This is a genomic window from Pseudomonas sp. 9.2(2024), assembly GCF_039695385.1.
Classification (GTDB): domain Bacteria; phylum Pseudomonadota; class Gammaproteobacteria; order Pseudomonadales; family Pseudomonadaceae; genus Aquipseudomonas; species Aquipseudomonas paraglycinae.
In genome coordinates this window covers 2881207-2901566 of sequence record NZ_CP155585.1, presented here as the reverse complement: position 1 = coordinate 2901566, position 20360 = coordinate 2881207, and the positions used below count along the sequence as shown (strand labels likewise).

The window sequence follows — 20360 nt, the reverse complement described above, 5'->3', positions numbered from 1 at the left end:
TCAGAGGTGTGGCTGATTTCGACATCGCGAGCCGCGATCAGAGTTCTGTAGCGCAGCCGATGCTGCACACAACAGATTACGGCTGGTTTCCAGAAACGAGTAAACCGGGCAGAAAGCCGCCGCGTTTAAAGCCTTTTTGGGTTTGTGTTTAGAAACGCCCGGCATTACTTCCCCACGGCTACAGCGTCTTGCGTCATTGCCTACGACTACGCCAGAATCCGCCGGCTTGTGCGTCTGGGGTGCGGGTTTTATCGTTTCCGGGTCACTGAAAAACAGTGATCGGGTTTGGTAGCCCGGATTACCTGTCGCATCGCAACACCAGATTGCAGGGACTCTTTCGTCCTCTGTTTTATGGTGGCCATGCGTAGGGCGTCTTCGGACGCGCCGGGTATCCAGGTGACCGGTCTACCAACCTCCGTATGGCCACCACCCTCGTTTGGTAGCGAGGCTGATGGCACCACTTTTTCACCCTGGAGTTACATCTATGTTCAAGCCAACACCGAACCCACCGGAAACCGATCCGGTTTCTCCTTACAAATTTCCCGATTCCCGAACCCTCAACGAAGCGGCCGAACGCGCGCTCGATCACTACCTCACACCGCAGCAACGGATCATGGGCAGCCATCACAAACACGACCCCATGTACATGGCCAACCCGGCCTACAACACTGAATCCCTCCTGGCCAACGCCAGTGAATCATTGGGATCCGCCAGCGAGATGCTCAACAACTTCGCTGCCACGCTGGAGCCTGCCCATCGCAAGACTGCGATCGGGATTGCACAGTTGGTGATGTTGAGTGAGTTGGCGGTGAATCAGGCGTTGGATCATGTTGAGGTGAAGAACTAACACCTTGCCGTCTGTCGCGGCTGATTAGTAGGGACACCTGAACAAACAACCGAAGCTGCCATATTAAATGGCAGCTATCGGTCAAAAATGTACTCTCACCAGATATCATTTTTTGGAACAAAATCAGAAAAACGGATCTACGAAATCAAGGGTGATTCACTTCTTAATGGTATCTACGAGCTTTGACATCGAGCCGAGCAAATTCTTTGTATTTTCTAAATCGACTTTTGTTCTTTCTAGATCCACGGTGCTCTGCCCTTTTTCTAGAACAAAGTTCCTCTCGGTTTTAGAGAACTCCCCAATCACCCTTGTAATTATTTCTTCATTACCGGTTCGCAACGCGCTATCCAACGAAACAAACTTTAGCTCGATATTCGTCAGCTCATTTTGAAAATATTTTATCTCACTTAATCCGGACTTATACAGCTTGAGGAAAAAAAATGAAAAAATCTCCACAAACAAACTTAAAGTTAGTCGAGGTGCGTAGTGACTTAACAAGGTGTCGCTAGTGAGCACGATGTTGCGATCTAACACTGTAGCAGTAAGTATACTCACTGCCGCAAGTGTAGTTAAAACCCCTATCACTAGATTGACATTGCCTCTGCGGCCTAGCGCTTCTAGCTCCGCCCTCAATCTTAGGCGCGTATTTTCTAACTGCCCTTGTATGCCAGAAGCCTGTGACTCAATCTTGAAGTGATCTGAGTATTTTTTTTCAATTTCTTTCAATACTGAATTCGAAGCGTTGGAAATTATGTCGCCTGTTATTTTTGCGACTATCAACTCCCTCTCGCTTTCAGGAAGCAGATCATCAACCTTTCTATTGTTGCGGGTTATATTTTCAAGTTTATTTATTTTTTCCTCTACATCCTGCAAGTCCTTCCTTTTTACAAAGGTGCCGTGAGACATCTCATTTCTGAGGACGCGCAGCTCATCCCTTAAGTAGCTGTCATCTTTCGAATCGAAACGATTTCCGCGCAAGTAGTTCATCAGTACAATAGCTGCTCCATAACCAGTAAGTAAGATGGAGGCAATAAATACTCCGGACTCGCTGAATGGAAGGTATTTAGAAAAATCACTTTTTGTAGCATATAGAAGAAAGCCTGCTCCGATTAGTGCATAACCAAGAGGATTTAGCTTTTTGAAAACTGAATCTAATACGCTCAATCAATTCTTCCTTTGTAGCAAAACGAGAAATATGCACCACGCGCGGAGAAGTAGGGCATCATTTATGCCAGCATTCATTACTAATGTGCAGCCCTTTTTATTACTAATCACCGCATGACATCAGCAGAATCAGCTGCAATTTCAGTGTTGCAAGTCAATTAAGGGCTGACGATGACCTTGATGTCCGAACCCGAGATACTTTTGATGTATGAGTAGCTAGTTCCCAAGACGGCCAACTGCTCCTTCGATACCTTCTTCGCTGATATCGCGGGTTGGACGATCACAAACTTGAAAATCAGCTCATGGTCGTGGCATTTGTTTCGCAGTATCTCCAGCTGCTGAGGGGTGCCTTTCAGAATTCTGTCGAAGTCCTTCAGCAGTGATTGCTGGTAACGATCCATCAGGCGGTTGAAGAACTTATCGCCCGTGTACAGCCATTTCACCGATCTCGACGCCTGACCGCATACTTCATATACGTCAGCGACTCGCGCCCCAGGCGCAGCCACACCATCTGTCATAGGACAGAACTTGCAGTGGTATAGGTCGACGTAGATAGCGTCTTGGTTCTCCCGAATTGCCACCAGATCAGCGATCTCGCCTTTACCGTCATCATTGAACACGATTGAGTAATCGTCAGCGATCTTTTCAAAGGTGAACCCTTGTACTGAATCCTTGCGTTGCTCTGCACGCATAGACTCCTGATGGATTTTCGTCGTTCCCCAATCCCAGGGTTCAAGCAAACTGGCAGGCAGTTTTACATCCATGCTGTTGAGCGAGTACTGAAGGTAGTTGCCCTGCACCATAGAACCGTCGACCTTGAGCAATACCAGCGGCTCTCCATCTAGGTAAGAATCCAGTGGCATTTCGTGGGGGTAAAGGATCTTCACACCTGGGCAGGAGGTCTTATATCCATCCTCCAGCAATTGGATGGAAATGGTGTTCAGTCGGCGCTCCTCGCCCTCGTTACTTGCAACAATGATGGGGATCTCTAACGTTCGCGCATCACTGTACTCAGGCTTACCAAGCTCGACATCGAGCAGGTTGAAAGTCTCTCCCTGAAAATACAGCGAGATCCTTTGCTCATTTTCGATCGCGATTGACACAGGCCAGTCGGCGTAGAACAGACCCTCCGGCCATCTGCTCTTGATTTGGTCGGCACGCATGACATTTTTGAGGACGTCACCAGGGTCGATGGTGTTGTCGTTGAGTTTGATTGCCATGCGCTTGCACCACTCGACCCAATAGTTGATCGGAGAGGAGTTCATCTCCCAGATCTTGCCCTTGTGCGAGCATCCCACGGTGGTTCGTTCTCCATCCTCAAAACCAGTGGCGAAAATGTTCGACTTTGTTGCATTACCTTTCTCTATATCGCTGATCACCTGGTTGATGTCGCGCCCCACATGCATCGTAAACCGCAGGTCTTTCCGGGCGCGGGACAGGCCAACGTTCTGCAGCTTCATCAGTTTGATGTCGTGGAGCGTACGGAACACCGGCTCACCATTGATGCGACGAGAGTCTTTAACAACCAGATTCAGGAAGCGGGTTGCCTGGGTATCGTCACCCGATGAGTGAATGAAAAGGATTTTCTGCGCCTTGTCATAGAACGCGATGTATAGGTTCCAGCTGGTATCTACGATTTCTTCGGTCTGAGCCCACCCAACCAGCGTCTCTCGACGAGTCACGGCAATGACAGTATCTGCCTGATCATTGATCGAAAAGTACTGCAGTGTCTCCCTGCGGCCATCCAAGCTCTGCGCCCGCTGCGGCGTCCAGTCTTTGGGAGAGACGTGATAAGCCACGGCGCTGATTTTGGGGCTCGGGTTCAACCCAAAGATCACCTGTGCATCGTCACCGTCAGCGAACTGCTCATTGAAGTCCGCCTTCTCAATTTCCCGGCTGACCTTTTTCTCACTCACGTTGCGAATGACTGCCCCCCAGTCAGCACTCTCCTTATAAAGGTCAGCCATCTGGTGGTCGGTTTTCTGATTAGCAATGTTCGCCACGAATTTGGCATCACCAAGAGCCGCATCCACCCGTGTCAGCCGGCCGATGAACTGAAGCGTTACTGCAGGGCTTTGGTGTTGATCATGAATTGCGGCGATTTTGAGCTCAGGCAGATCGAAGCCTTCCCCAAGCATGTCGACGCAGACAATAATTCGGTGTTTCTTCTTGACGATATCCGCCATCACCCTGGCTTGATTTGGCACCTTGCTGTGAATCAGAACTGGCGTTAGGTCGGCGTGCTGCTTGTAAATCTTAAACAAGTCTCTCGCACGCTTGTGCGACCTAGCCCGCACCATCATCAAATGGTTGTACCCAGCCTCGAGGTCAGCCCGGAGCAGCTCAACAGCCTTGTCTGCTATGGCCTGGTCGGACAGCTTGAGGTTGTATTCTCGTACCGGATGGAACTCGATGCCTTTGAAATAGCCATCAAGCTGCGCATCCCGGAGCGGGTAGTTGTAGATAATCTTTCCGGCCAGAGCCAGACCATCCTCCCGGAATGGCGTCGCTGTGAACTGAATACAAGGTTTGCCCCTGAAGGCGATTTTGATTCGGTTCCAACTTGCTGCGACGACATGGTGAGCCTCATCGATCATCAGGTGGCTGCACATGTTCACCAGCGCGCCCAAGGCGGCGTCTTCGAATAGCAGCAGGGCTTGGGGAGTGGCCACAATGATATTGGCAGTAGCTAATTCAGCAACCTGCGCCACAGACAGGTTCGAATCGATGGCTGCAACAATGGGGTTACGCGCCGCATCCGATACCGCCCCCACAGTGCGGAGCGTCTTCATCTCCGCGCACTTACCCACCAACTGCGTCCTGAGGGCATCCGAGGGGACTAGGATCAAGGTTCTGATCATCCTTGCAGCAATGATCAGTGCGAGCATGGTGTCGGTCTTCCCCGTACCGGTTGGCATGACAACTGTGGCGGTCGAAGACGGATCAACCACCAGGTGCCCTAAGGTTGCATAAAGCGCAGCCAACTGCGGCTTACGCAGGCCGTGCGCGTTCGTCTTGGGATCGTCGAGGTTGAAATTAAAGAGATGGCTTTGCCAGCTTTGGTACACGTCCAAATGCGTTGTGACTACATCGTCCATGGCGATTACCTGAAGACAGAAAGGACTTCCGGGAGGGGTGGCGATATGGTAGCACGCCCCCTATTGCTTGCATGCCTTAACCACATAAAAATAATGGCAAATTCGCCGAGCCCCGCACAGGATTACCGAGCGAGAAAAGGCGACGCATTTATTTGTAGGATCAACCGGCTGCTTTTGGCCGATAACAGTCACCTACAAGCGCTGTCACCCATCTCAAACCGCCCCACCGAAAACAACGAAAGATCCAGCTCACTCTCCCCCCGCAAACACCACTGCGCAAACGCCTCCCCCAGCGCCGCCGAGTGTTTGAACCCATGCCCGGAGCACGCCGACACCACCAACGTGTGCTGCAACCGTGGATGCTCATCAATGATGAAATGCCGATCCGGCGTGACGGTGTAGGCGCAAACCGCTGACTTCACTACCCGATCCGTCAGCCCGGCAATCCGCCCCTGCACCTGCTGCTCGTACATCTCGCGTTCTTCCTCGGCCGAGACTGTGCGATCCAGAGTCTCGGGCGTGGATGCGCTGTGATACTGCGCCGTAGCAACCTTCAAACTGCCCTCCCCCGGCAATGCGGGAAAGCCGTAGAAATCGTCGTCCGGGCCGTGTGTGAAGATGAACGTGGGTGAGTGGCCGACCAGTCCTGCGTCGGGCTCGGTCTCGAACCAGAACAGTTTTTGCCGATAGACGCTGAGCAGTTTGTCGAACGGTGCGCCGAGCAAGCCGCCCGCCCAGTTGCCGGCGGTGACCACCAGTTTGTCCGCCCGTACGGTGCGCTGGTCGGTGGTGACGGTGACGCCTTGTTCGTCCGAGCTGATGTGAGTCACGGTCTCGCCCTTATAGAGCGTGGCGCCGTGTTGTTCGGCCAGTCTGAGTTGCACGTCGATGCAGCGTTCAGGCCGTACAAAACCGCCTTCGGGCTCGAAGTAGCCAATGGCGTCGTCGCGCACCTGGGCAAACTGCGGGAAGCGCTGGCGGATCTGGGTAGCGTCGAGGACTTCATGTTCGATGCCGTAGGTCTGCGCCAGGGCGATGGTGCGCAGGGTGAAGTCGGTTTCGTCGGCGGGATCGAAGTCGGGGCTGGAGGTCAGCACCAGCAGGCCGGTCTGTTCGAATAGGGACTCGCCTGACAGCGCTTCCAGTTCGCGCCAGATGCGGTGGGAGTTGCGCACGATGGGCACGTATTGCGCGCCCTCGCCCACGGACAGCCGGGTGATGCGGGTGTCGCCATGGCTGGAGCCGAATGTGTGCGGCGGATGGTGGCGGTCGATGCCGACCACGTTGACCCCGGCCTTCGCCAGTTGATACACCGTGGCCGCGCCCATGGCGCCGAGGCCGATGACCAGTGCTTCGCATCGTTCCATGATTGATTTCCGCTCAGGCAAAAGAGCCACAGTGAAGCGGATCGGGCGCTGGAAAACAATCCGCTGAAAGCCGCGCTCTGGCAAAAATGCGGGAAGCGAGCTGATGGGCGTCCCACTTACTGTCAATCAGCCGTCTGTCGGTGCTAGCTGTAGTCGAACGAAATTTGATAGTCGTTTGTACTCAGAGCGATCTGGTGCTGAAAATACGGCTGAATGGTCGCAACCCACTTTTCGACAACGTTGAAGCTGCCATTATTGATGTTGCCCTCCACTGGAATGCCTAAGGCATTCAATACTGACTCATCATCCCCCAGATTTCTTGACGACTCCTCGCCTTGGAATTGCAGGGTTGCTGTGCGTACCACTCCAGTCTCAGTTCCAGTCCCATCTCTTTCTCACAAATATCTTTTTTGACGAAAAAAGGGACGGTGGCCACGTCCCCTTTGCTCTCCGCAGTATCAGTAATTCGCACAGGTGCCCATGAAATACTCCAGACCGCTCGGGAAGCTGACATTCAGCAGGGCTCCCAGTGCCGCTACCTGATCCTCGCGCAGTAACAACTCACCTGGTTCCAGCTCGGCCAGGGGCTTGGACTCAATGAGTTGTGCAACTTTTTCGTTCATTTCGCTACCGTCGATATCCAGCTCGAACTGCAGCGTGTCGTCTTGGACGTGACCGGGGTAAAAGCCGGTTATTGAAAGGAAGAGCATCGCTTGTTCCTTCATGAAAAAAAGGCCAAATATATTCTCGTGAATAGATCCGCCCCCTTTACTTTTTCTGTCTATACATTGCATGTCAGTTGGAAATAGAAATTTCGATCCTCAATCGACCTACCGACAAGCTCTTCGATTGCTTGCATTTGTGGCTGGCTCAAATCATAGCCTTCCCACCCCTGCGGTTCTTCTTTCCAACCCATGATGGCTTTGATTTGCTCATCACATCCCTGTGGCAATTCGATAACGAAAGCCTGGAAGTCTGTCTCGATGTCAAAAGCTTCTACTAAAAATCTCAAGGTTCAATGCTCCTTTTCTTGCCTTTTTTAGATTTTTTATTCTTTTTTGTTGATGTCGGCTCGCCTGTGTTCGGATCGAACTCTCCGAGGTGTTTACCTCTCGCATCATATTTTTCGACCGTACCGTGCATAGAGTCCCACTCAAGAATCAAGCCCTTTGCAGTTTTCCATCTTTTGCGCTTCGCCCCACCACCTTGTACAGACGTTTTACGGCCTACGATTCTTGCATCAGGAAAGGCTGGGAGCACGTCAGGAGCCGGATGGTACTCGTGGTCCCCCGCGTGGGTGCTGACAACAATGTATACCGGCTTAAGCCCCGACTCTGCGGGAAACACCAGAATGAAATCCCGATACTCCGGCGGATAAACCGGATTCACCAGAATCCCGTCCGCCGCTTTCGTCGGCGGATACACCCAGATATGCGGCGCCTGCGGAGCAGCCTCCAGTGCCGGAATACCGAGGATGTCGGAACCGTCCACGGCAGGCGTCCAGACCAGCTCAACACCTTCGCCAAGATCCGCAATAAACCGGCTACCACGTGCAGCGAACTGCACGACATCAACCATCTCCCAATCGCGATTCTTGCCGGTGTAGAAGCCGTAACCCTTGAGGCTGCCGTCGGCCTGCTGTTCAACGCGCAAGCGCACGCGGGTTCGGGCCTGTTTGAGGGCGAGCAACTGGTCTTCGGTATAGAGCGCGCTGTCGCCCAGGTTCGAGGGCATGAACATCGCCACCAAACCGAGCAACGGGCTGATGACAGCAGCAGAGGCCATCGCAGGCAATGCCTTGAACGCTTCACCCGCAAGGGCAAAAGTGCCCAGCCCCGCAGGAATGGCAGTGCCGCTGATTTTCTTGAGCTCAACCCCGCCGCTGCTATCGGCTTCCCGGCCACCGAGCAAAATCAGCTCGCCGTAATCCTTCAGGCTATCAGTCGGCACCATCCCCGAAGGATTCGAGTAATCGATGATCGCGTCCGGCAGCTTGCACGACTTGGCAAACACGCAACCCGCACGCACCGGCTCAGACTTGTTCGCCGCCACCTCACGGCTGCGCTCAAAGGCGTCCTGTCTCGCCAGCATGGCGTCGTACTTGTCTTGTCGGTCTTGCTGATCGGCCAGTTCGGTGGCCGTCATGTAGCGGTAAGTGACGTGATGCCCGTCGCCTGCCGGTGGGTTGGGAACCCGGGGAATGTCCTTTTGACCAGCCACTGATTGTCCTTTCGTTCATGCATCGACAGCCCCTCTCAAGGGGCCGCACGACGTTAACGAAGCAGGAAAATCGTGGCTGTAGGACGTATCTCTAAAGAGGTGGGGATTGTTCGACGTGAACGGATTGCATCTCGGCAACAACCGCCTCGATCACACACAAAGCCGTCGGTGACAGGCTTCTACCCTGCAAACTCACCACCCCGATTTCAGAATGAAATTCCGGCCTGTCCACAACATGAAGCTCGATCAAACGCCCCACCCGAATGTCTTCAGCCACGGCGCCATGAATGACGCCGAGGATGGTGTCGGTTGAACCAGCGACGGTTTTGAGCAGGGCCACGTCGTCGCACTCCAGCACGATGGGCAGCGCCTGGCGGGTGGAGATGCCGAGGGTTCGGGCGGTCTCGAGTTTCACGACTTCGGGCAAGCGCGTCGTGGCGATGCCATAGCCTTCTAGCTCGCCCATCGCCACTTTACGCCCGGCCAGCGGATGCTCCGGACGCACGAAGAAGCCTGCCGAAACCTGGCCCAGCGAGCGGATCAAAAGATCGGATTCCGCGGTGAAGTTACGGATATCGGCAACGAAGAATTCGATCCCTTCAGCGCGCAGCCGCGCTTCGAGAATCTGCCAGTTGTTCACTTCAACACGCAGGGTGACCGCCGGGTGATCCAGGCGCAGTCGCGGCACGACTTGATGCATCAACATGGCCGACGGGAACGGCCCGACGCCAAAAGCGAGGCTACCCAGTTGGCGATCGCTATAGAGCGCCATGTCCCGCTCCAGCGAGCGGGCATCGAACAGCAACCGTCGCGCCCGCTCGATCAGAAACGCCCCCGCCGGTGTCGGGCGGACGTCGCCGGTGTCGCGGTCGAACAGGCGCTGCCCGGTTTCGCTCTCCAGCGCCTGAATGCTGCGGCTCAGGGCCGGCTGGCTGAGGTGAACGCGTTCGGCGGCGCGGCCGAAATGGCGTTCATCGGCCAGCGCGAGAAGGTGTGACAGTCGTTTGAGGTCCATTCACCCGATGCTAGCGACGCATTATCCGGATGTAAACAATGCATTGGCTACATCGCCGCCCTGCCCCTAGGCTGGAGCGCATTCGACACTCGGAGAACAACAAGAATGAAACCGATCCTCTACACGATCATCGCCCTGACGCTGGTGTCCCTCGGCGGCTGCGACAACAAGCCCGGCGTCGCAGCCGGCGACGCCACGCCCGCCACGGCAGCGGTGATCCAGGCGTCGATCAAGGGCCTGGACCTCAGCGACAACCGGGACATGGAAAATGCCCAGCGCGGTTTCATCGCCCGCCCCACCGGCAAGATCCTTGGCTCTGACGGCAATGTGCTGATCGATTTCGATGCGTACCGCTTCGTCGAAGGCCAGGCGCCAGCCACCGTCAACCCTAGCCTGTGGCGGCACGCGATGCTCAACGCGCAGATCGGTCTGTTCAAGGTTCGCGATGGGATTTACCAGTTGCGCGGATTCGACATCGCCAACATGACGCTGATCGACGGGCAGACCGGCTGGATCGTGGTCGACCCGCTGACCTCCCGTGAATCTGCCGCAGCGGCGTTGGCATTTGCGCGCGAGCATCTGGGCAACAAGCCCGTCACCGCGATCATTTTCACACACGACCATGCCGACCATTTCGGCGGTGTGCTGGGCATCACCTCAAGCAGCGAAGTCGCCCAGCGCAATATTCCCATCGTCGCGCCTGCCGGGTTCATGGAGGAAGCCACCAGCGAAAACATCCTGGCGGGCCCGGCGATGGCGCGGCGTTCGATGTATCAGTTCGGCAAGAACCTGACGCCGGGCGCCACCGGCATCGTCGACACCGGTCTGGGCAAAAACGTCGCCTACGGCAGCATGGGCATCCTGCCGCCGACGCAGATCATCGACCAGCCGATCCAGCCGCTGGTGCTCGACGGCGTCAGCTTCGTGTTCCACAACATGCCCGGCGCGGAAGCCCCGGCCGAGCTGACCTTTTCGATCCCCGCGCTCAAGGCGTATGGCGGCGCGGAGCTGCTGGCGCAGACCATGCACAACCTGCTGCCGATACGTGGCGCCAAGGTGCGCGATGCGCTGCGCTGGTCTGACTACACGCAAATCGCCCTCGACGAGTTGGGCGACACCGAGGTCTATTTCGGTCAGCACAACTGGCCGATCTGGGGCAACGAGCGGATCCGCGAATTCATCACCAAGCACCGCGACGTCTACAAATACCTGCACGACCAGACCGTGCGCCTGATGAACGCCGGCTACACCCCCAATGAGATCGCCGAGAAGATCCAGCTACCGGATTCGCTGGCCTCGTACTTCGGCACTCGCGGCTATTACGGCGACCTGCGCCACAACGTCAAGGCGATCTACCAGCTGTACCTGGGCGCCTACGATGGCAACCCCGCGCACTTGAATCCGCTGGTGCCCAAGGAATCGGCAAAGCGCTACGTCGAATTGATGGGAGGCAATGCCAAGGTGGTCGAGGCCGCGCGCGAGGCCTATGACAAGGGCGAATACCGCTGGGTCGCCGAGCTGCTGGATCAGGCCGTGCTCGCCAACCCCGACGACACGGCCGCCAAAGAACTGCTGGCCTGCGCGTACGAACAGATGGGCTATCAGGCGGAATCGGCGACCTGGCGCAACAGCTACCTGACCGCGGCCATGGAGCTGCGCAACGGCCCGCCAGCCAAGGGCGTCAAACGCTCCGACCTGATCGAACTGATGAAGCAGACGCCCACTGAGCGCTTCCTCGAAGCCATGGCCGCAAGCCTCGACGGGCCGGCGGCGGATGGCAAGAACTGGACGTTCAATCTGGTGCTGACCGATACGAATGAATCGTTCGTGCTGTGGATCGAGAACGCCGTGCTGCACTATCGAAAAGGCCCGACGGCAGAGAATGCCAACGCAACGCTGACTGTCACCAAGGACCTGTTCGTCCAGTTGCTGGGGGGCACCGCCGGGCTGAAGGAAACGCTTACCTCCGATGATCTGAAGGTGGAAGGCAGCAAGGTCGATCTCGTGAGGTTTCTGGGGCTGCTGGAAAAGGCGCCGGGGAATTTTGCGATTGTTGCGCGGGCGCGCGACTGATTCACAACGCACCGTGCGAGTGTAATGATTCGGCCAGTCGGTGCAGTGTGTCAGCACCGACTTTCTGCCTTGAGCAAATACGGCTAGGCGCATTCAGGCCGCGATCGTCGATGCTAAGGCCGACCGAATTTCCAGGACTTCCACACCGTGCCCGACACTCCGACTCAAATGGCCTACGCGAGACGCTTCACGGCGGTACTCGCCTACATCGACGCCAACCTTGAAGGCGACCTGTCGGTGAAGGCGTTAAGTCAGGTTGCGAACTTTTCCGAGTTCCACTTTCACAGGCAATTTACGGTATTCGTCGGCGTGCCCGTTTCTCGTTATGTGCAGTTGATGCGCCTGCGTCGTGCGGCGCACCGCTTGATCGCCCTGCCTCACCTCTCGGTGATGGACGCCGCGCTGGATACTGGCTTCGATAGTCCCGAGGCGTTTTCGAGGGCATTCAAGCGAGCCCTCGGCCTCTCGCCCGGGGCCTTTCGCAAGGCACCGGACTGGAAGGTCTGGCATTCGGTCTTTGCCATTCCGCATTTCTCAAGGAGCATTGCCATGCAGGTACGAATTGTCGACTTCCCCGAAGTTCGCGTCGCCGCACTCGAACACCGCGGCCCGCCAGGGCTTCTCAATCAAAGCGTGCAAACGTTCATCCGGTGGCGCCAGCAAAGTGGCCAGTCACCCGTGGCGTCGAGCCGCACGTTCGGGATTCCCTATGGCAATCCCGACACGACACCAGCGCAAGACTTTCATTTCGCGATTTGCGGTGAGATTCACGACACCGTGGCGCCCAATGCATTCAATGTCGGCGAACTGATCATTCCCGCCGGTCGCTGCGCCGTCGTCCGTCATGTGGGCTCCACCGATCACATCGGCGAAACCATCTACCCGATCTACCGTGACTGGTTACCGGCCAGCGGCGAAGAATTGCGTGATCACCCACTGTTTTTCGAATACTTGAGCATCAGCCCCGAGACCCCGAAAGATCAGTGGCAAACGGATATCTACGTGCCGCTGCGCTAGCCTGCTCATGCCCGATCTGCTCGTGCAGCAGGTCGGGCAAATGCGCACGACTGCGAACAGAATCAGGCAAGCAATCCGGAGAAATGCGCTAACAGAATGGGGACACGGAACGTGAAGATGGCTGTCCGACTGATCCTTCGAGGACGTTCCCATGCTTGTACACGCCTACGGTGCCCACGCCGGCGATAAACCCCTTGAGCCGATGCAGATCAATCGCCGCGCGCCGGCGGCCCATGATGTGCAGATCGACATCGCCTTCTGCGGCATCTGCCACTCCGACCTGCACCAGGTGCGCGCCGAATGGGCCGGGACCCAATTCCCCTGCGTGCCGGGGCACGAGATTGTCGGCCGCGTTTCGGCAGTCGGCGCCCATGTGTCCGACTACAAGGTCGGTGATCTGGTGGGTGTCGGCTGCATCGTCGACAGCTGCAAACACTGCGAGGATTGCGAGACCGGTCTGGAAAACTACTGCGACGGCATGATCGGCACCTACAACTTCCCGACCCCGGACGCACCGGGCTGGACCCTCGGCGGCTACTCGCAAAACATCGTGGTGCATGAGCGTTATGTCCTGCGTATCCGTCACCCTGAGGCGCAGTTGGCCGCCGTCGCGCCGCTGCTGTGTGCGGGCATCACTACGTACTCGCCGCTGCGTCACTGGAACGCCGGGCCGGGCAAAAAGGTCGGTGTGGTCGGTATCGGTGGCCTGGGCCACATGGGCATCAAACTGGCCCATGCGATGGGCGCGCACGTCGTGGCGTTCACCACCTCCGAGTCCAAGCGCGAAGCCGCAAAAGCACTGGGCGCCGATGAGGTCGTGGTATCGCGCAATGCCGAAGAAATGGCCGCGCACACCAAGAGCTTCGACTTGATCCTCAACACCGTCGCCGCGCCTCACGATCTCGACGCGTTTCTAGTGCTGCTCAAGCGTGACGGCGCCCTGACGCTGGTCGGTGCGCCCGCCTCACCGCATGCGTCACCGAACGTGTTCAACCTGATCATGAAGCGCCGGACCATTGCCGGTTCAATGATCGGTGGCATTGCCGAGACCCAGGAGATGCTGGATTTCTGTGCCGAACACGGCATCGTTTCCGACATCGAGCTGATTCGCGCGGACCAAATCAACGCGTCCTACGAGCGGATGCTGCAGGGTGATGTGAAATATCGTTTTGTGATCGATAACTCGACGCTGGCCGGCTGAGCCCTTACTCCGGCAAACCCGCCAACCGCAAACCTTCGGCTAACCGGGCGACGTCTTCAGGCCGTTGAATGGGCAGCCACGCGCTCAGGCTGGACACCCGCAATGTCGGGTCCAGCTGACGCAGCCGTTCCATGGCCTGCCCGGCTTTGTCGGTTCGCCCGCCGAGCGCGTGGCTGGCGGCGATCAGGGCCGCCGCTACCAAAAGACTGGGAAGATTTCCCTGCGCTTTCTCGGCCCAGGAAGTCGAGAGCTCGAAGCGACCCGCGAAGAAGTGTGCCAGCGCCATCCCGACCTGCATGCGGAACATTTCCGGATCCAGCGGGCTCAGGCGCACGGCATGCTCGAGGTTGGCAATGGCGGCTTCGGTTTCGCCACCCAAGGCGCGCAGGATACCGCCGAGATACCAGGCCGGCGCCAGATTGGGGTTGAGCACTCGAGCCCGATCCAGCAAAGCAATGCCACAATCGACATCCCCGGTCAGATGGGCCAGGGCATGACCGCAGCGGGTCAGCGCCACGGCGTCATCGCGCCCCAGTTCCACACCCATTCGCGCCAGCCGCGCACCTTCGGCGATTTCCCGGGGCCGGTCGGTCATCCAGCCGTTGAGCTTGCGCCAGAAGTGGCACCACGCGGCCATGCCATACGCCGAGGCGAATTCCGGATCCAGTTCAATCGCCCGGGAGAACAACGCCAGTGCCTGCTCGATCGCCTCTTGGGTGCCGATGTGCAGTTTGGCCGTGCCCCGCAGGTAGTAATCATAGGCATCGAGGCTGTCGGTGGGCTTGCGTTTGGCCCGCTCGATTTCCGCGCGTTCAAGCTGCGGCGCAATGGCGCCCACTACGCTCTCGGCCACTTGATCCTGGAGTTCGAAAATATCGTCGAGCAGGCCTTCGAAGCGCTCGGCCCACAGATGCGTGCCGCTGCACGCATCAATCAACTGGCCGGTGATGCGGATCTTGTTGCCGCACTTGCGCACGCTGCCTTCCAGCACGTAACGCACACCCAGCTCTTGCCCCACACCCCGCGCATCCACCGCCCAGCCCTTGTAGGTGAAGCTGGAGTTGCGGGCGATGACGAACAGCCAACGCAGGCGCGACAACGCGGTGATGATGTCTTCGACGATGCCGTCGGCGAAGTAGTCCTGCTCGGGGTCGCCGCTGAGGTTCTGGAATGGCAGGACGGTGATCGAAGGCTTTTCCGGCAGGACAAGTGTCGTGGCCACTTCGGGTATCGCAGGCGCTTCGGGCGCATTGACGGGGCTGTCGCTCGAGGTGATTTCACCGACAAAGCGATAGCCCTTGCGCGGCACCGTGCGCACCAGGCGCTGCTGCTCGCCGGTGTCGCCGATGGCCTTGCGAACAGCGTTGATGTGGCTGGTGATGGTCGATTCGGAAACGATCCGGCCGCTCCATACGGCGCTCAACAGTTCGTCCTTGCTCACCACCCGCTCGCGGTTGCTGACCAGCAGCAACAGCAGATCGAAGACCTGCGGCCCGACCGTCACGACTTGCCCGTGACAGGTCAGTTCCCGGCGCTGCTGGTCGAGCAGGTAGTCTTCAAACACAAATTGCACGGTGGCTGTTCTCTGGTCTGGCGCCCGCGACGCCGTGTCCGGGCAGGCGATTGTTTTGCGCTCGATCATACGGCAGACCTCGGGCCGCCGCACCGGTCTGCACACTGGTCTACGCATCTGCCGACGGATTGGCCTGTCTGGACAAAAAACCAAGACAAATCCAAGGTCACCACAAGGATTTGCCCGAGCGCCGCAAGCATGCTCAACCCACATCGACAGCAATGGTTGCCGTCGGCAAGTGGAGAGTTGCCATGAAGATCGTCGTTATCGGAGGCACCGGCCTCATCGGATCGAAACTTGTGAACAATCTGCGCGAACGCGGCCACGATGCACTCGCCGCCTCCCCTAACACCGGCGTCAACAGCATCACCCGCGAAGGCCTGGCCGAAGCGATGGACGGCGCCCAGGTGGTGGTCGACGTTTCCAACGCCCCTTCGTGGGAAGACCAGGCTGTACTCGACTTCTTCGAGACCTCCACTCGCAACCTCCTCGCCGCCGAAGCCGCCGCTGGGGTTCGCCATCACGTGGCGCTGTCGATCGTCGCCAGTGAGCGCTCGCCTGCCAACGGCTACTTCCGCGCCAAGGTCGCGCAGGAGAACCTGATCAAGGCGTCGAGCATTCCGTACACCCTAGTGCGGGCCACGCAATTCTTCGAATTTGTCGGCGGCATCGCCCAATCCGCCACCGTCGGCGAGGAAGTGCGCCTGTCGCCGGCACTGATCCAGCCCATGGCCTCCGACGATGTCGCCGCTGCCCTCACCGACGTTGCCTTGGCAGCGCCGATCAACGGCACGCAGGAAATCGCCGGCCCCGAAGCCATGCCCCTCGACGAGCTGGTGCGGCGCTTTTTCCGCGCCACTCACGACACCCGCAAAGTGATCCCGGACGTCCACGCCCGCTACTTTGGCGGCGAGCTCGACGACCAGTCGCTCACCCCCGGCAGCAGCAACCCGCGCCTGGGCCCAACCCGCTTTGAAGACTGGCTGGCGAAATCGACCCAGCGCTGAAACACCCCACTCAATTGAAGGAGTATCGCCATGTTCAGCCGAATCCTGCTGGCCGCCACGTTTGCGGCCCTGTCGATATCATCTGCCTCGGCCGCCGAACCGCAGGCGGGCAAGGTCACCGTGGTGTTCGACCGCGCCCTGCCCAACGTTCCGGGCAAATCCATGCGGGGCGTGCTGGTGGAATACGCGCCCGGTGGATCTTCGCCGGCGCACTTTCATCCGAAGTCCGCGTTCATCTACGCCACGGTGCTTGAGGGCGCCGTGCGCAGCAAGGTCGGTGACGCGCCGGAGAAGGTCTACAAGGCCGGGGAAAACTTCGTCGAGCAACCGGGTGACTTCCACGCGGTGAGCGCCAATGCCAGCACCACTGAGCCGTCCCGTCTGCTGGCGGTGTTCGTGCTCGACAGCAGCGAGACCGACCTGGTCAAACCGGTCAAGCCGTAACCGATCCTTACGCCAATCCACCTCCGGCAGCGTGGCTGCCGGAGAGTACCGCTACGGGGCGCGATCAAGGTCGGCGTTGCAAAACATGCCCGATCAAAGCATTGATCTTTCGCCCCACACCCAGTAAAAAACCGTCTTCCCTTTCCACCCTTGCAAGGAGCAGCGGATGCTCGAACTCGCCACGCAACGCCTTGACCTGCGCACGATGGTCGAATCCGACTGGCCGCTGTTCCTCAGGCTGCACTCCGAGCCGCAAACCATGCAGTACGTGTTCGGTGAAATCGCCGAGGACCAGGTGCGCAAAGGCTTCGAGCATCGGCTTCCGGCCTGGGGGCCGCAGTCGGATCACTGGTTGTGTCTGGTGGTGACCGACAGGGCCAGCGGGCAGGAACTGGGCGTGACCGGATTCCGCATTCTGTCGCCGGGGCATGCCGAGGTGGGTTGCCTGCTGTTGCCCGAGCATCAGGGCAAAGGCTTTGGCACCGAGTCGCGGCAGGCGATCATCGACTATGCCGCCGTCATCGGCCTGGACTCGTTGGAGTCGACCGTGACCGACGGTAATATCGCCTCCTGCAAGGTGTTGGAGAAATGCGGTTTTGTATTCGAGCGCCGCGTGCCACAGGCCTATCAGATTGGAGATCGGTGGTTTGACGACCTGATCTACCGCTATCAAATCAGCTGACCCCGTTTTATCAGCGACCGCCAAGGAGGCCCTCGTCGTGAATCCTTATCAATGCCTGCCACCCCGCGCTTTCTGGCGCACCGCCGTGGCTGACAAGCCCGCGCTGACCATCGATCAACTGTGGACGCCGCAGTTCGAGATCGGCAACAAGGACGCCATCGTCACCGCCGGCTCGTGTTTCGCCCAGCACATCGGTCGTGCGCTGGTGGAGCGCGGCATGAACTGGCTGGATGCGGAACCGGCCCCGGCCGAATTGCCCGCAGCCGACTGGAAATCCCACAACTACGGGGTGTTCTCGTTCCGCACCGGCAACCTGTACACCCCGGCGATGCTGTGCCAATGGCTCGAATGGGCTTTGGGCGTGAGCCTGCCCCCCGACGAAACCTGGGCCCATGACGGGCGTTTCTTCGACCCGTTCCGCCCCGCCGTGGAGCCCGACGGTTTTGCCAGCGAGGACGCGCTGTTCGCATCCCGCGAAGCCACACTCGACGCCATCCGCACCGCCCTGCGCCGGGCCAAGGTCTTCGTGTTTACCCTTGGCCTGACCGAAGCCTGGCAGAACCGCCAGACCGGGCTGGTGTATCCCGTGTGCCCCGGCACCGTGGGTGGCACCTTCGATCCGCAGCTTCACAAGTTCTGCAATTTCGGCTTCATGGACACCTATGGCGACATGGTCCGGGCGCTGGAGTTGATGCGTTCGATCAACCCGCAACTGCGCCTGCTGCTCACCGTGTCACCAGTGCCCCTGACGGCGACCGCCACGGGCGAGCATGTGCTGAGCGCCACCACCTATTCCAAATCGGTCCTGCGCGCCGTCGCCGGGCAGCTGTGTGAAGACCTGCACGACGTCGACTATTTCCCTTCCTACGAAATCATCACCGGTACGCCGTTCAAGGGCGCGTTCTATCAGCCCAACCAGCGGGAAGTCACGCCCGAAGGCGTGGCGTTCGTCATGCAGCAGTTTTTCGCCGGGCTCGACGCGGTTCAACCGGTGCAGAAGCCGGCCAGCGTTCCTTCCACCTGCGTGTCCAGCGAGGAGCTTGTCTGTGAAGACGCCGTGCTCGATTACTACGCCTAGGTTTCTGCTGCTGGGCGACTCCCATGCTGGGGTCATCGGCAAGGCGGCGCAGGCCCGCGGGTTGCCGTTCAGCGGTGGGCCGCTGGGCACCGGCCGGGATTTTGCGGTCGACTTTTTCAGCCTGACCCGCCATGACGTGGTGTTTCGGGAGGCCGAGATGGAGCGCCTGTATCGCCAGGCCCTTGAGCCGTTCGAAATGCCGCAACTGGCGGAGATCGGCGTGCCGCTGGTCAGCACCATCGGCCTGAGCCTGCACTACCTCGCCACCGCGCCGAACTGGACGTGCTACCAGACGCCGGACGCCGAGTTCGATGAAGGTTTTCTCGCCGGGCCGCTGTTCGAATCCATTGTCGACACCCTGTCCCGGCCTGCGCTGGCGTTCTATGAACAGGCCCGGGCGATGAACCTCAAGGTGTTCGCCGTATTGCCGCCGCAGCGGGTTCCGGAGTTGTCCGACTCACGAGTGTTCATGGCCGCGCAGGCGCTGCTGATCGAGCGTCTGCAAGGACTTGGCATCGAGCTGATCGACGTGCGCGCGGCAGCGAATGATGAGCAGGGCTTTCAGCGTTCGGCGTACTGCGAAGTGGATGACCCGCTGCACGGGAATCTGGCGTTCGGCGAGTTGATCGTCGAGCAACTGCTCAAACAAGGCCTGTGAATGACCGGTGGGAACGGCACCGCCGCTCCCGCCGTTTTTTTAGATTCAAGCTTTCGGCTGCGTCCCCAGAATCGTCACCCGCTCGCCATACCGCGAGTGCGGAAAATAATCCCAGACCGCATGGTGCTGGGTGCAACGGTTGTCCCAGAACACCAAGGTATTCGGCGCCCAGCGCACGCGACAACTCAGAACTGGTTCGCGAGCCACCAGATCGAACAGCATGTTCAACAGCACCTGGCTTTCCCCGCCGGATAACTGGACGATGTGCGACGTAAACCCGGAATTGACGAACAGCGTTTTGCGCCCGGTTTCCGGGTGGCGAACCACCACCGGGTGCTCGGTTTTCGGCAGGTTGGCCGGTGCTTCATAGCCCTTCCACGGAATCGCACCGTCATGGATCGCCGTCAATTCGCCGAGAAACTGCTGCATCGTCGGCGACAGCATTTCCAGCGCCAGGTGCATGTTGGCGAACAGCGTATCGCCGCCCGTGCCGATGGCCGGGGTTTCCTTGACGTACAGCATCGAACCCATGGACGGCGCCAGGTCGGCGGTGCCGTCGGTATGCCAGGTTTCGCCGGCCACGTAGCGCGATTGCGCATTGGCGCGGACCACCACCAGCTCCGGGTCATCGCCGTCGATGTCTTCCACCGGCAGCGCCCGCAACTCACCGAACAACCGGCCAAACGCCTTGTGCTCGTCCACCGTCAGGTGCTGATCGCGGAACACCACCACGTGGTTCTCCAGAAAGGCCCGGCGGATTTCCGCGAGCTGCTCGTCGCTCAGCGGTTGTGAAAGATCGACGCCGCCGATCTCGGCGCCGATGATCGGCGTGATCCGCTCGACCGTGATGTGCTGATACGGCGCGCGCCGTTCTGCGGCGATGCGCTCGATCGCCTTGAGTGCCAACTGATCCATG

Annotated in this window: 19 protein-coding genes; 9 read left to right on the top strand and 10 right to left on the bottom strand. The window is 58.6% G+C overall.

Annotated elements, in window-relative coordinates:
- Positions 1-484 precede the first annotated feature (484 nt).
- Positions 485-847 (top strand): hypothetical protein, encoded by a 363-nt coding sequence (locus tag ABFB52_RS12930; RefSeq protein WP_129972655.1) that lies wholly within the window; start codon positions 485-487, stop codon positions 845-847.
- A 156-nt stretch (positions 848-1003) separates the two neighbouring features.
- Here the strand turns inward: ABFB52_RS12930 and ABFB52_RS12925 are convergent, their stop codons facing one another.
- The 8 genes from ABFB52_RS12925 to ABFB52_RS12890 form a co-directional block, all read right to left on the bottom strand.
- A complete protein-coding gene (locus ABFB52_RS12925) occupies positions 1004-2011 on the bottom strand; it encodes a hypothetical protein (protein ID WP_129972656.1) in 1008 nt (335 codons plus the stop codon).
- Positions 2012-2169: 158 nt separating this feature from the next.
- On the bottom strand, positions 2170-5109 hold the full coding sequence (locus ABFB52_RS12920; protein WP_129972657.1) for a DEAD/DEAH box helicase family protein: 2940 nt from the start codon (positions 5107-5109) through the stop codon (positions 2170-2172).
- Between the two features lie 188 nt (positions 5110-5297).
- Positions 5298-6476: an N-methyl-L-tryptophan oxidase gene (solA, locus tag ABFB52_RS12915; RefSeq protein ID WP_178082619.1), complete on the bottom strand. Its 1179-nt coding sequence runs from the start codon at positions 6474-6476 to the stop codon at positions 5298-5300.
- A gap of 143 nt (positions 6477-6619) precedes the next feature.
- Complete coding sequence (locus tag ABFB52_RS12910; RefSeq protein WP_305955789.1) at positions 6620-6841, bottom strand: colicin E3-like toxin immunity protein; 222 nt, start codon at positions 6839-6841, stop codon at positions 6620-6622.
- Positions 6842-6934: 93 nt separating this feature from the next.
- Entirely contained in the window at positions 6935-7186 is a 252-nt protein-coding gene (locus ABFB52_RS12905; protein ID WP_085747524.1) for a pyocin S6 family toxin immunity protein, read from the bottom strand.
- Positions 7187-7257: 71 nt separating this feature from the next.
- The gene (locus ABFB52_RS12900) at positions 7258-7488 is read right to left on the bottom strand and encodes a hypothetical protein (protein ID WP_085688188.1); all 231 of its coding nucleotides are present in this window, start codon (positions 7486-7488) and stop codon (positions 7258-7260) included.
- Positions 7485-8696, bottom strand: a complete 1212-nt coding sequence (locus ABFB52_RS12895; protein ID WP_129972658.1) for a colicin E3/pyocin S6 family cytotoxin — start codon at positions 8694-8696, stop codon at positions 7485-7487. Before ABFB52_RS12895 ends, ABFB52_RS12900 begins: the two co-directional genes overlap by 4 nt.
- Positions 8697-8787: 91 nt before the next feature.
- Positions 8788-9711: a LysR family transcriptional regulator gene (locus ABFB52_RS12890; RefSeq protein WP_129972659.1), complete on the bottom strand. Its 924-nt coding sequence runs from the start codon at positions 9709-9711 to the stop codon at positions 8788-8790.
- Between the two features lie 105 nt (positions 9712-9816).
- Here ABFB52_RS12890 and ABFB52_RS12885 point away from each other — a divergent pair, with 105 nt between their 5' ends.
- The 3 genes from ABFB52_RS12885 to ABFB52_RS12875 all read left to right on the top strand — a co-directional run bounded on the left by ABFB52_RS12885 (position 9817) and on the right by ABFB52_RS12875 (position 14002).
- Entirely contained in the window at positions 9817-11784 is a 1968-nt protein-coding gene (locus ABFB52_RS12885) for an alkyl sulfatase dimerization domain-containing protein (protein ID WP_129972660.1), read from the top strand.
- A 168-nt stretch (positions 11785-11952) separates the two neighbouring features.
- Positions 11953-12801: an AraC family transcriptional regulator gene (locus ABFB52_RS12880; protein WP_129972673.1), complete on the top strand. Its 849-nt coding sequence runs from the start codon at positions 11953-11955 to the stop codon at positions 12799-12801.
- 151 nt (positions 12802-12952) lie between these two features.
- Positions 12953-14002 carry an NAD(P)-dependent alcohol dehydrogenase gene (locus ABFB52_RS12875; protein ID WP_129972661.1) on the top strand — a complete coding sequence of 350 codons (1050 nt, stop codon included), beginning with the start codon at positions 12953-12955 and terminating at the stop codon, positions 14000-14002.
- Positions 14003-14006: 4 nt separating this feature from the next.
- Here ABFB52_RS12875 and ABFB52_RS12870 read toward each other — a convergent pair whose 3' ends face one another.
- On the bottom strand, positions 14007-15575 hold the full coding sequence (locus ABFB52_RS12870) for a winged helix-turn-helix domain-containing protein (RefSeq protein ID WP_129972662.1): 1569 nt from the start codon (positions 15573-15575) through the stop codon (positions 14007-14009).
- A 251-nt stretch (positions 15576-15826) separates the two neighbouring features.
- Here ABFB52_RS12870 and ABFB52_RS12865 point away from each other — a divergent pair, with 251 nt between their 5' ends.
- The 5 genes from ABFB52_RS12865 to ABFB52_RS12845 all read left to right on the top strand — a co-directional run bounded on the left by ABFB52_RS12865 (position 15827) and on the right by ABFB52_RS12845 (position 19444).
- The gene (locus tag ABFB52_RS12865; RefSeq protein WP_102686675.1) at positions 15827-16582 is read left to right on the top strand and encodes an SDR family oxidoreductase; all 756 of its coding nucleotides are present in this window, start codon (positions 15827-15829) and stop codon (positions 16580-16582) included.
- Between the two features lie 30 nt (positions 16583-16612).
- On the top strand, positions 16613-17026 hold the full coding sequence (locus ABFB52_RS12860) for a cupin domain-containing protein (protein WP_102686674.1): 414 nt from the start codon (positions 16613-16615) through the stop codon (positions 17024-17026).
- A 166-nt stretch (positions 17027-17192) separates the two neighbouring features.
- Positions 17193-17708: a GNAT family N-acetyltransferase gene (locus tag ABFB52_RS12855; RefSeq protein ID WP_129972663.1), complete on the top strand. Its 516-nt coding sequence runs from the start codon at positions 17193-17195 to the stop codon at positions 17706-17708.
- 37 nt (positions 17709-17745) lie between these two features.
- Positions 17746-18786: a GSCFA domain-containing protein gene (locus ABFB52_RS12850; protein ID WP_129972664.1), complete on the top strand. Its 1041-nt coding sequence runs from the start codon at positions 17746-17748 to the stop codon at positions 18784-18786.
- The gene (locus tag ABFB52_RS12845) at positions 18755-19444 is read left to right on the top strand and encodes a hypothetical protein (RefSeq protein ID WP_129972665.1); all 690 of its coding nucleotides are present in this window, start codon (positions 18755-18757) and stop codon (positions 19442-19444) included. Before ABFB52_RS12850 ends, ABFB52_RS12845 begins: the two co-directional genes overlap by 32 nt.
- Positions 19445-19489: 45 nt before the next feature.
- On the opposite strand, the gene ABFB52_RS12840 is transcribed toward ABFB52_RS12845, so the two are convergent.
- The gene (locus ABFB52_RS12840) at positions 19490-20359 is read right to left on the bottom strand and encodes a TauD/TfdA family dioxygenase (protein ID WP_129972666.1); all 870 of its coding nucleotides are present in this window, start codon (positions 20357-20359) and stop codon (positions 19490-19492) included.
- Position 20360 lies beyond the last annotated feature (1 nt).

What these genes read in the sequence shown, in the direction of transcription:
- ABFB52_RS12875 (WP_129972661.1), top strand. Translation starts at nt 12,953, where the DNA reads ATGCTTGTACACGCCTACGGTGCCCACGCCGGCGATAAACCCCTTGAG.
- ABFB52_RS12885 (WP_129972660.1), top strand. Translation starts at nt 9,817, where the DNA reads ATGAAACCGATCCTCTACACGATCATCGCCCTGACGCTGGTGTCCCTC.
- ABFB52_RS12855 (WP_129972663.1), top strand. Translation starts at nt 17,193, where the DNA reads ATGCTCGAACTCGCCACGCAACGCCTTGACCTGCGCACGATGGTCGAA.
- ABFB52_RS12880 (WP_129972673.1), top strand. Translation starts at nt 11,953, where the DNA reads ATGGCCTACGCGAGACGCTTCACGGCGGTACTCGCCTACATCGACGCC.
- ABFB52_RS12905 (WP_085747524.1), bottom strand. Translation starts at nt 7,186, where the DNA reads ATGCTCTTCCTTTCAATAACCGGCTTTTACCCCGGTCACGTCCAAGAC.
- ABFB52_RS12930 (WP_129972655.1), top strand. Translation starts at nt 485, where the DNA reads ATGTTCAAGCCAACACCGAACCCACCGGAAACCGATCCGGTTTCTCCT.
- solA (WP_178082619.1), bottom strand. Translation starts at nt 6,476, where the DNA reads ATGGAACGATGCGAAGCACTGGTCATCGGCCTCGGCGCCATGGGCGCG.
- ABFB52_RS12865 (WP_102686675.1), top strand. Translation starts at nt 15,827, where the DNA reads ATGAAGATCGTCGTTATCGGAGGCACCGGCCTCATCGGATCGAAACTT.
- ABFB52_RS12920 (WP_129972657.1), bottom strand. Translation starts at nt 5,109, where the DNA reads ATGGACGATGTAGTCACAACGCATTTGGACGTGTACCAAAGCTGGCAA.
- ABFB52_RS12840 (WP_129972666.1), bottom strand. Translation starts at nt 20,359, where the DNA reads ATGGATCAGTTGGCACTCAAGGCGATCGAGCGCATCGCCGCAGAACGG.
- ABFB52_RS12890 (WP_129972659.1), bottom strand. Translation starts at nt 9,711, where the DNA reads ATGGACCTCAAACGACTGTCACACCTTCTCGCGCTGGCCGATGAACGC.
- ABFB52_RS12860 (WP_102686674.1), top strand. Translation starts at nt 16,613, where the DNA reads ATGTTCAGCCGAATCCTGCTGGCCGCCACGTTTGCGGCCCTGTCGATA.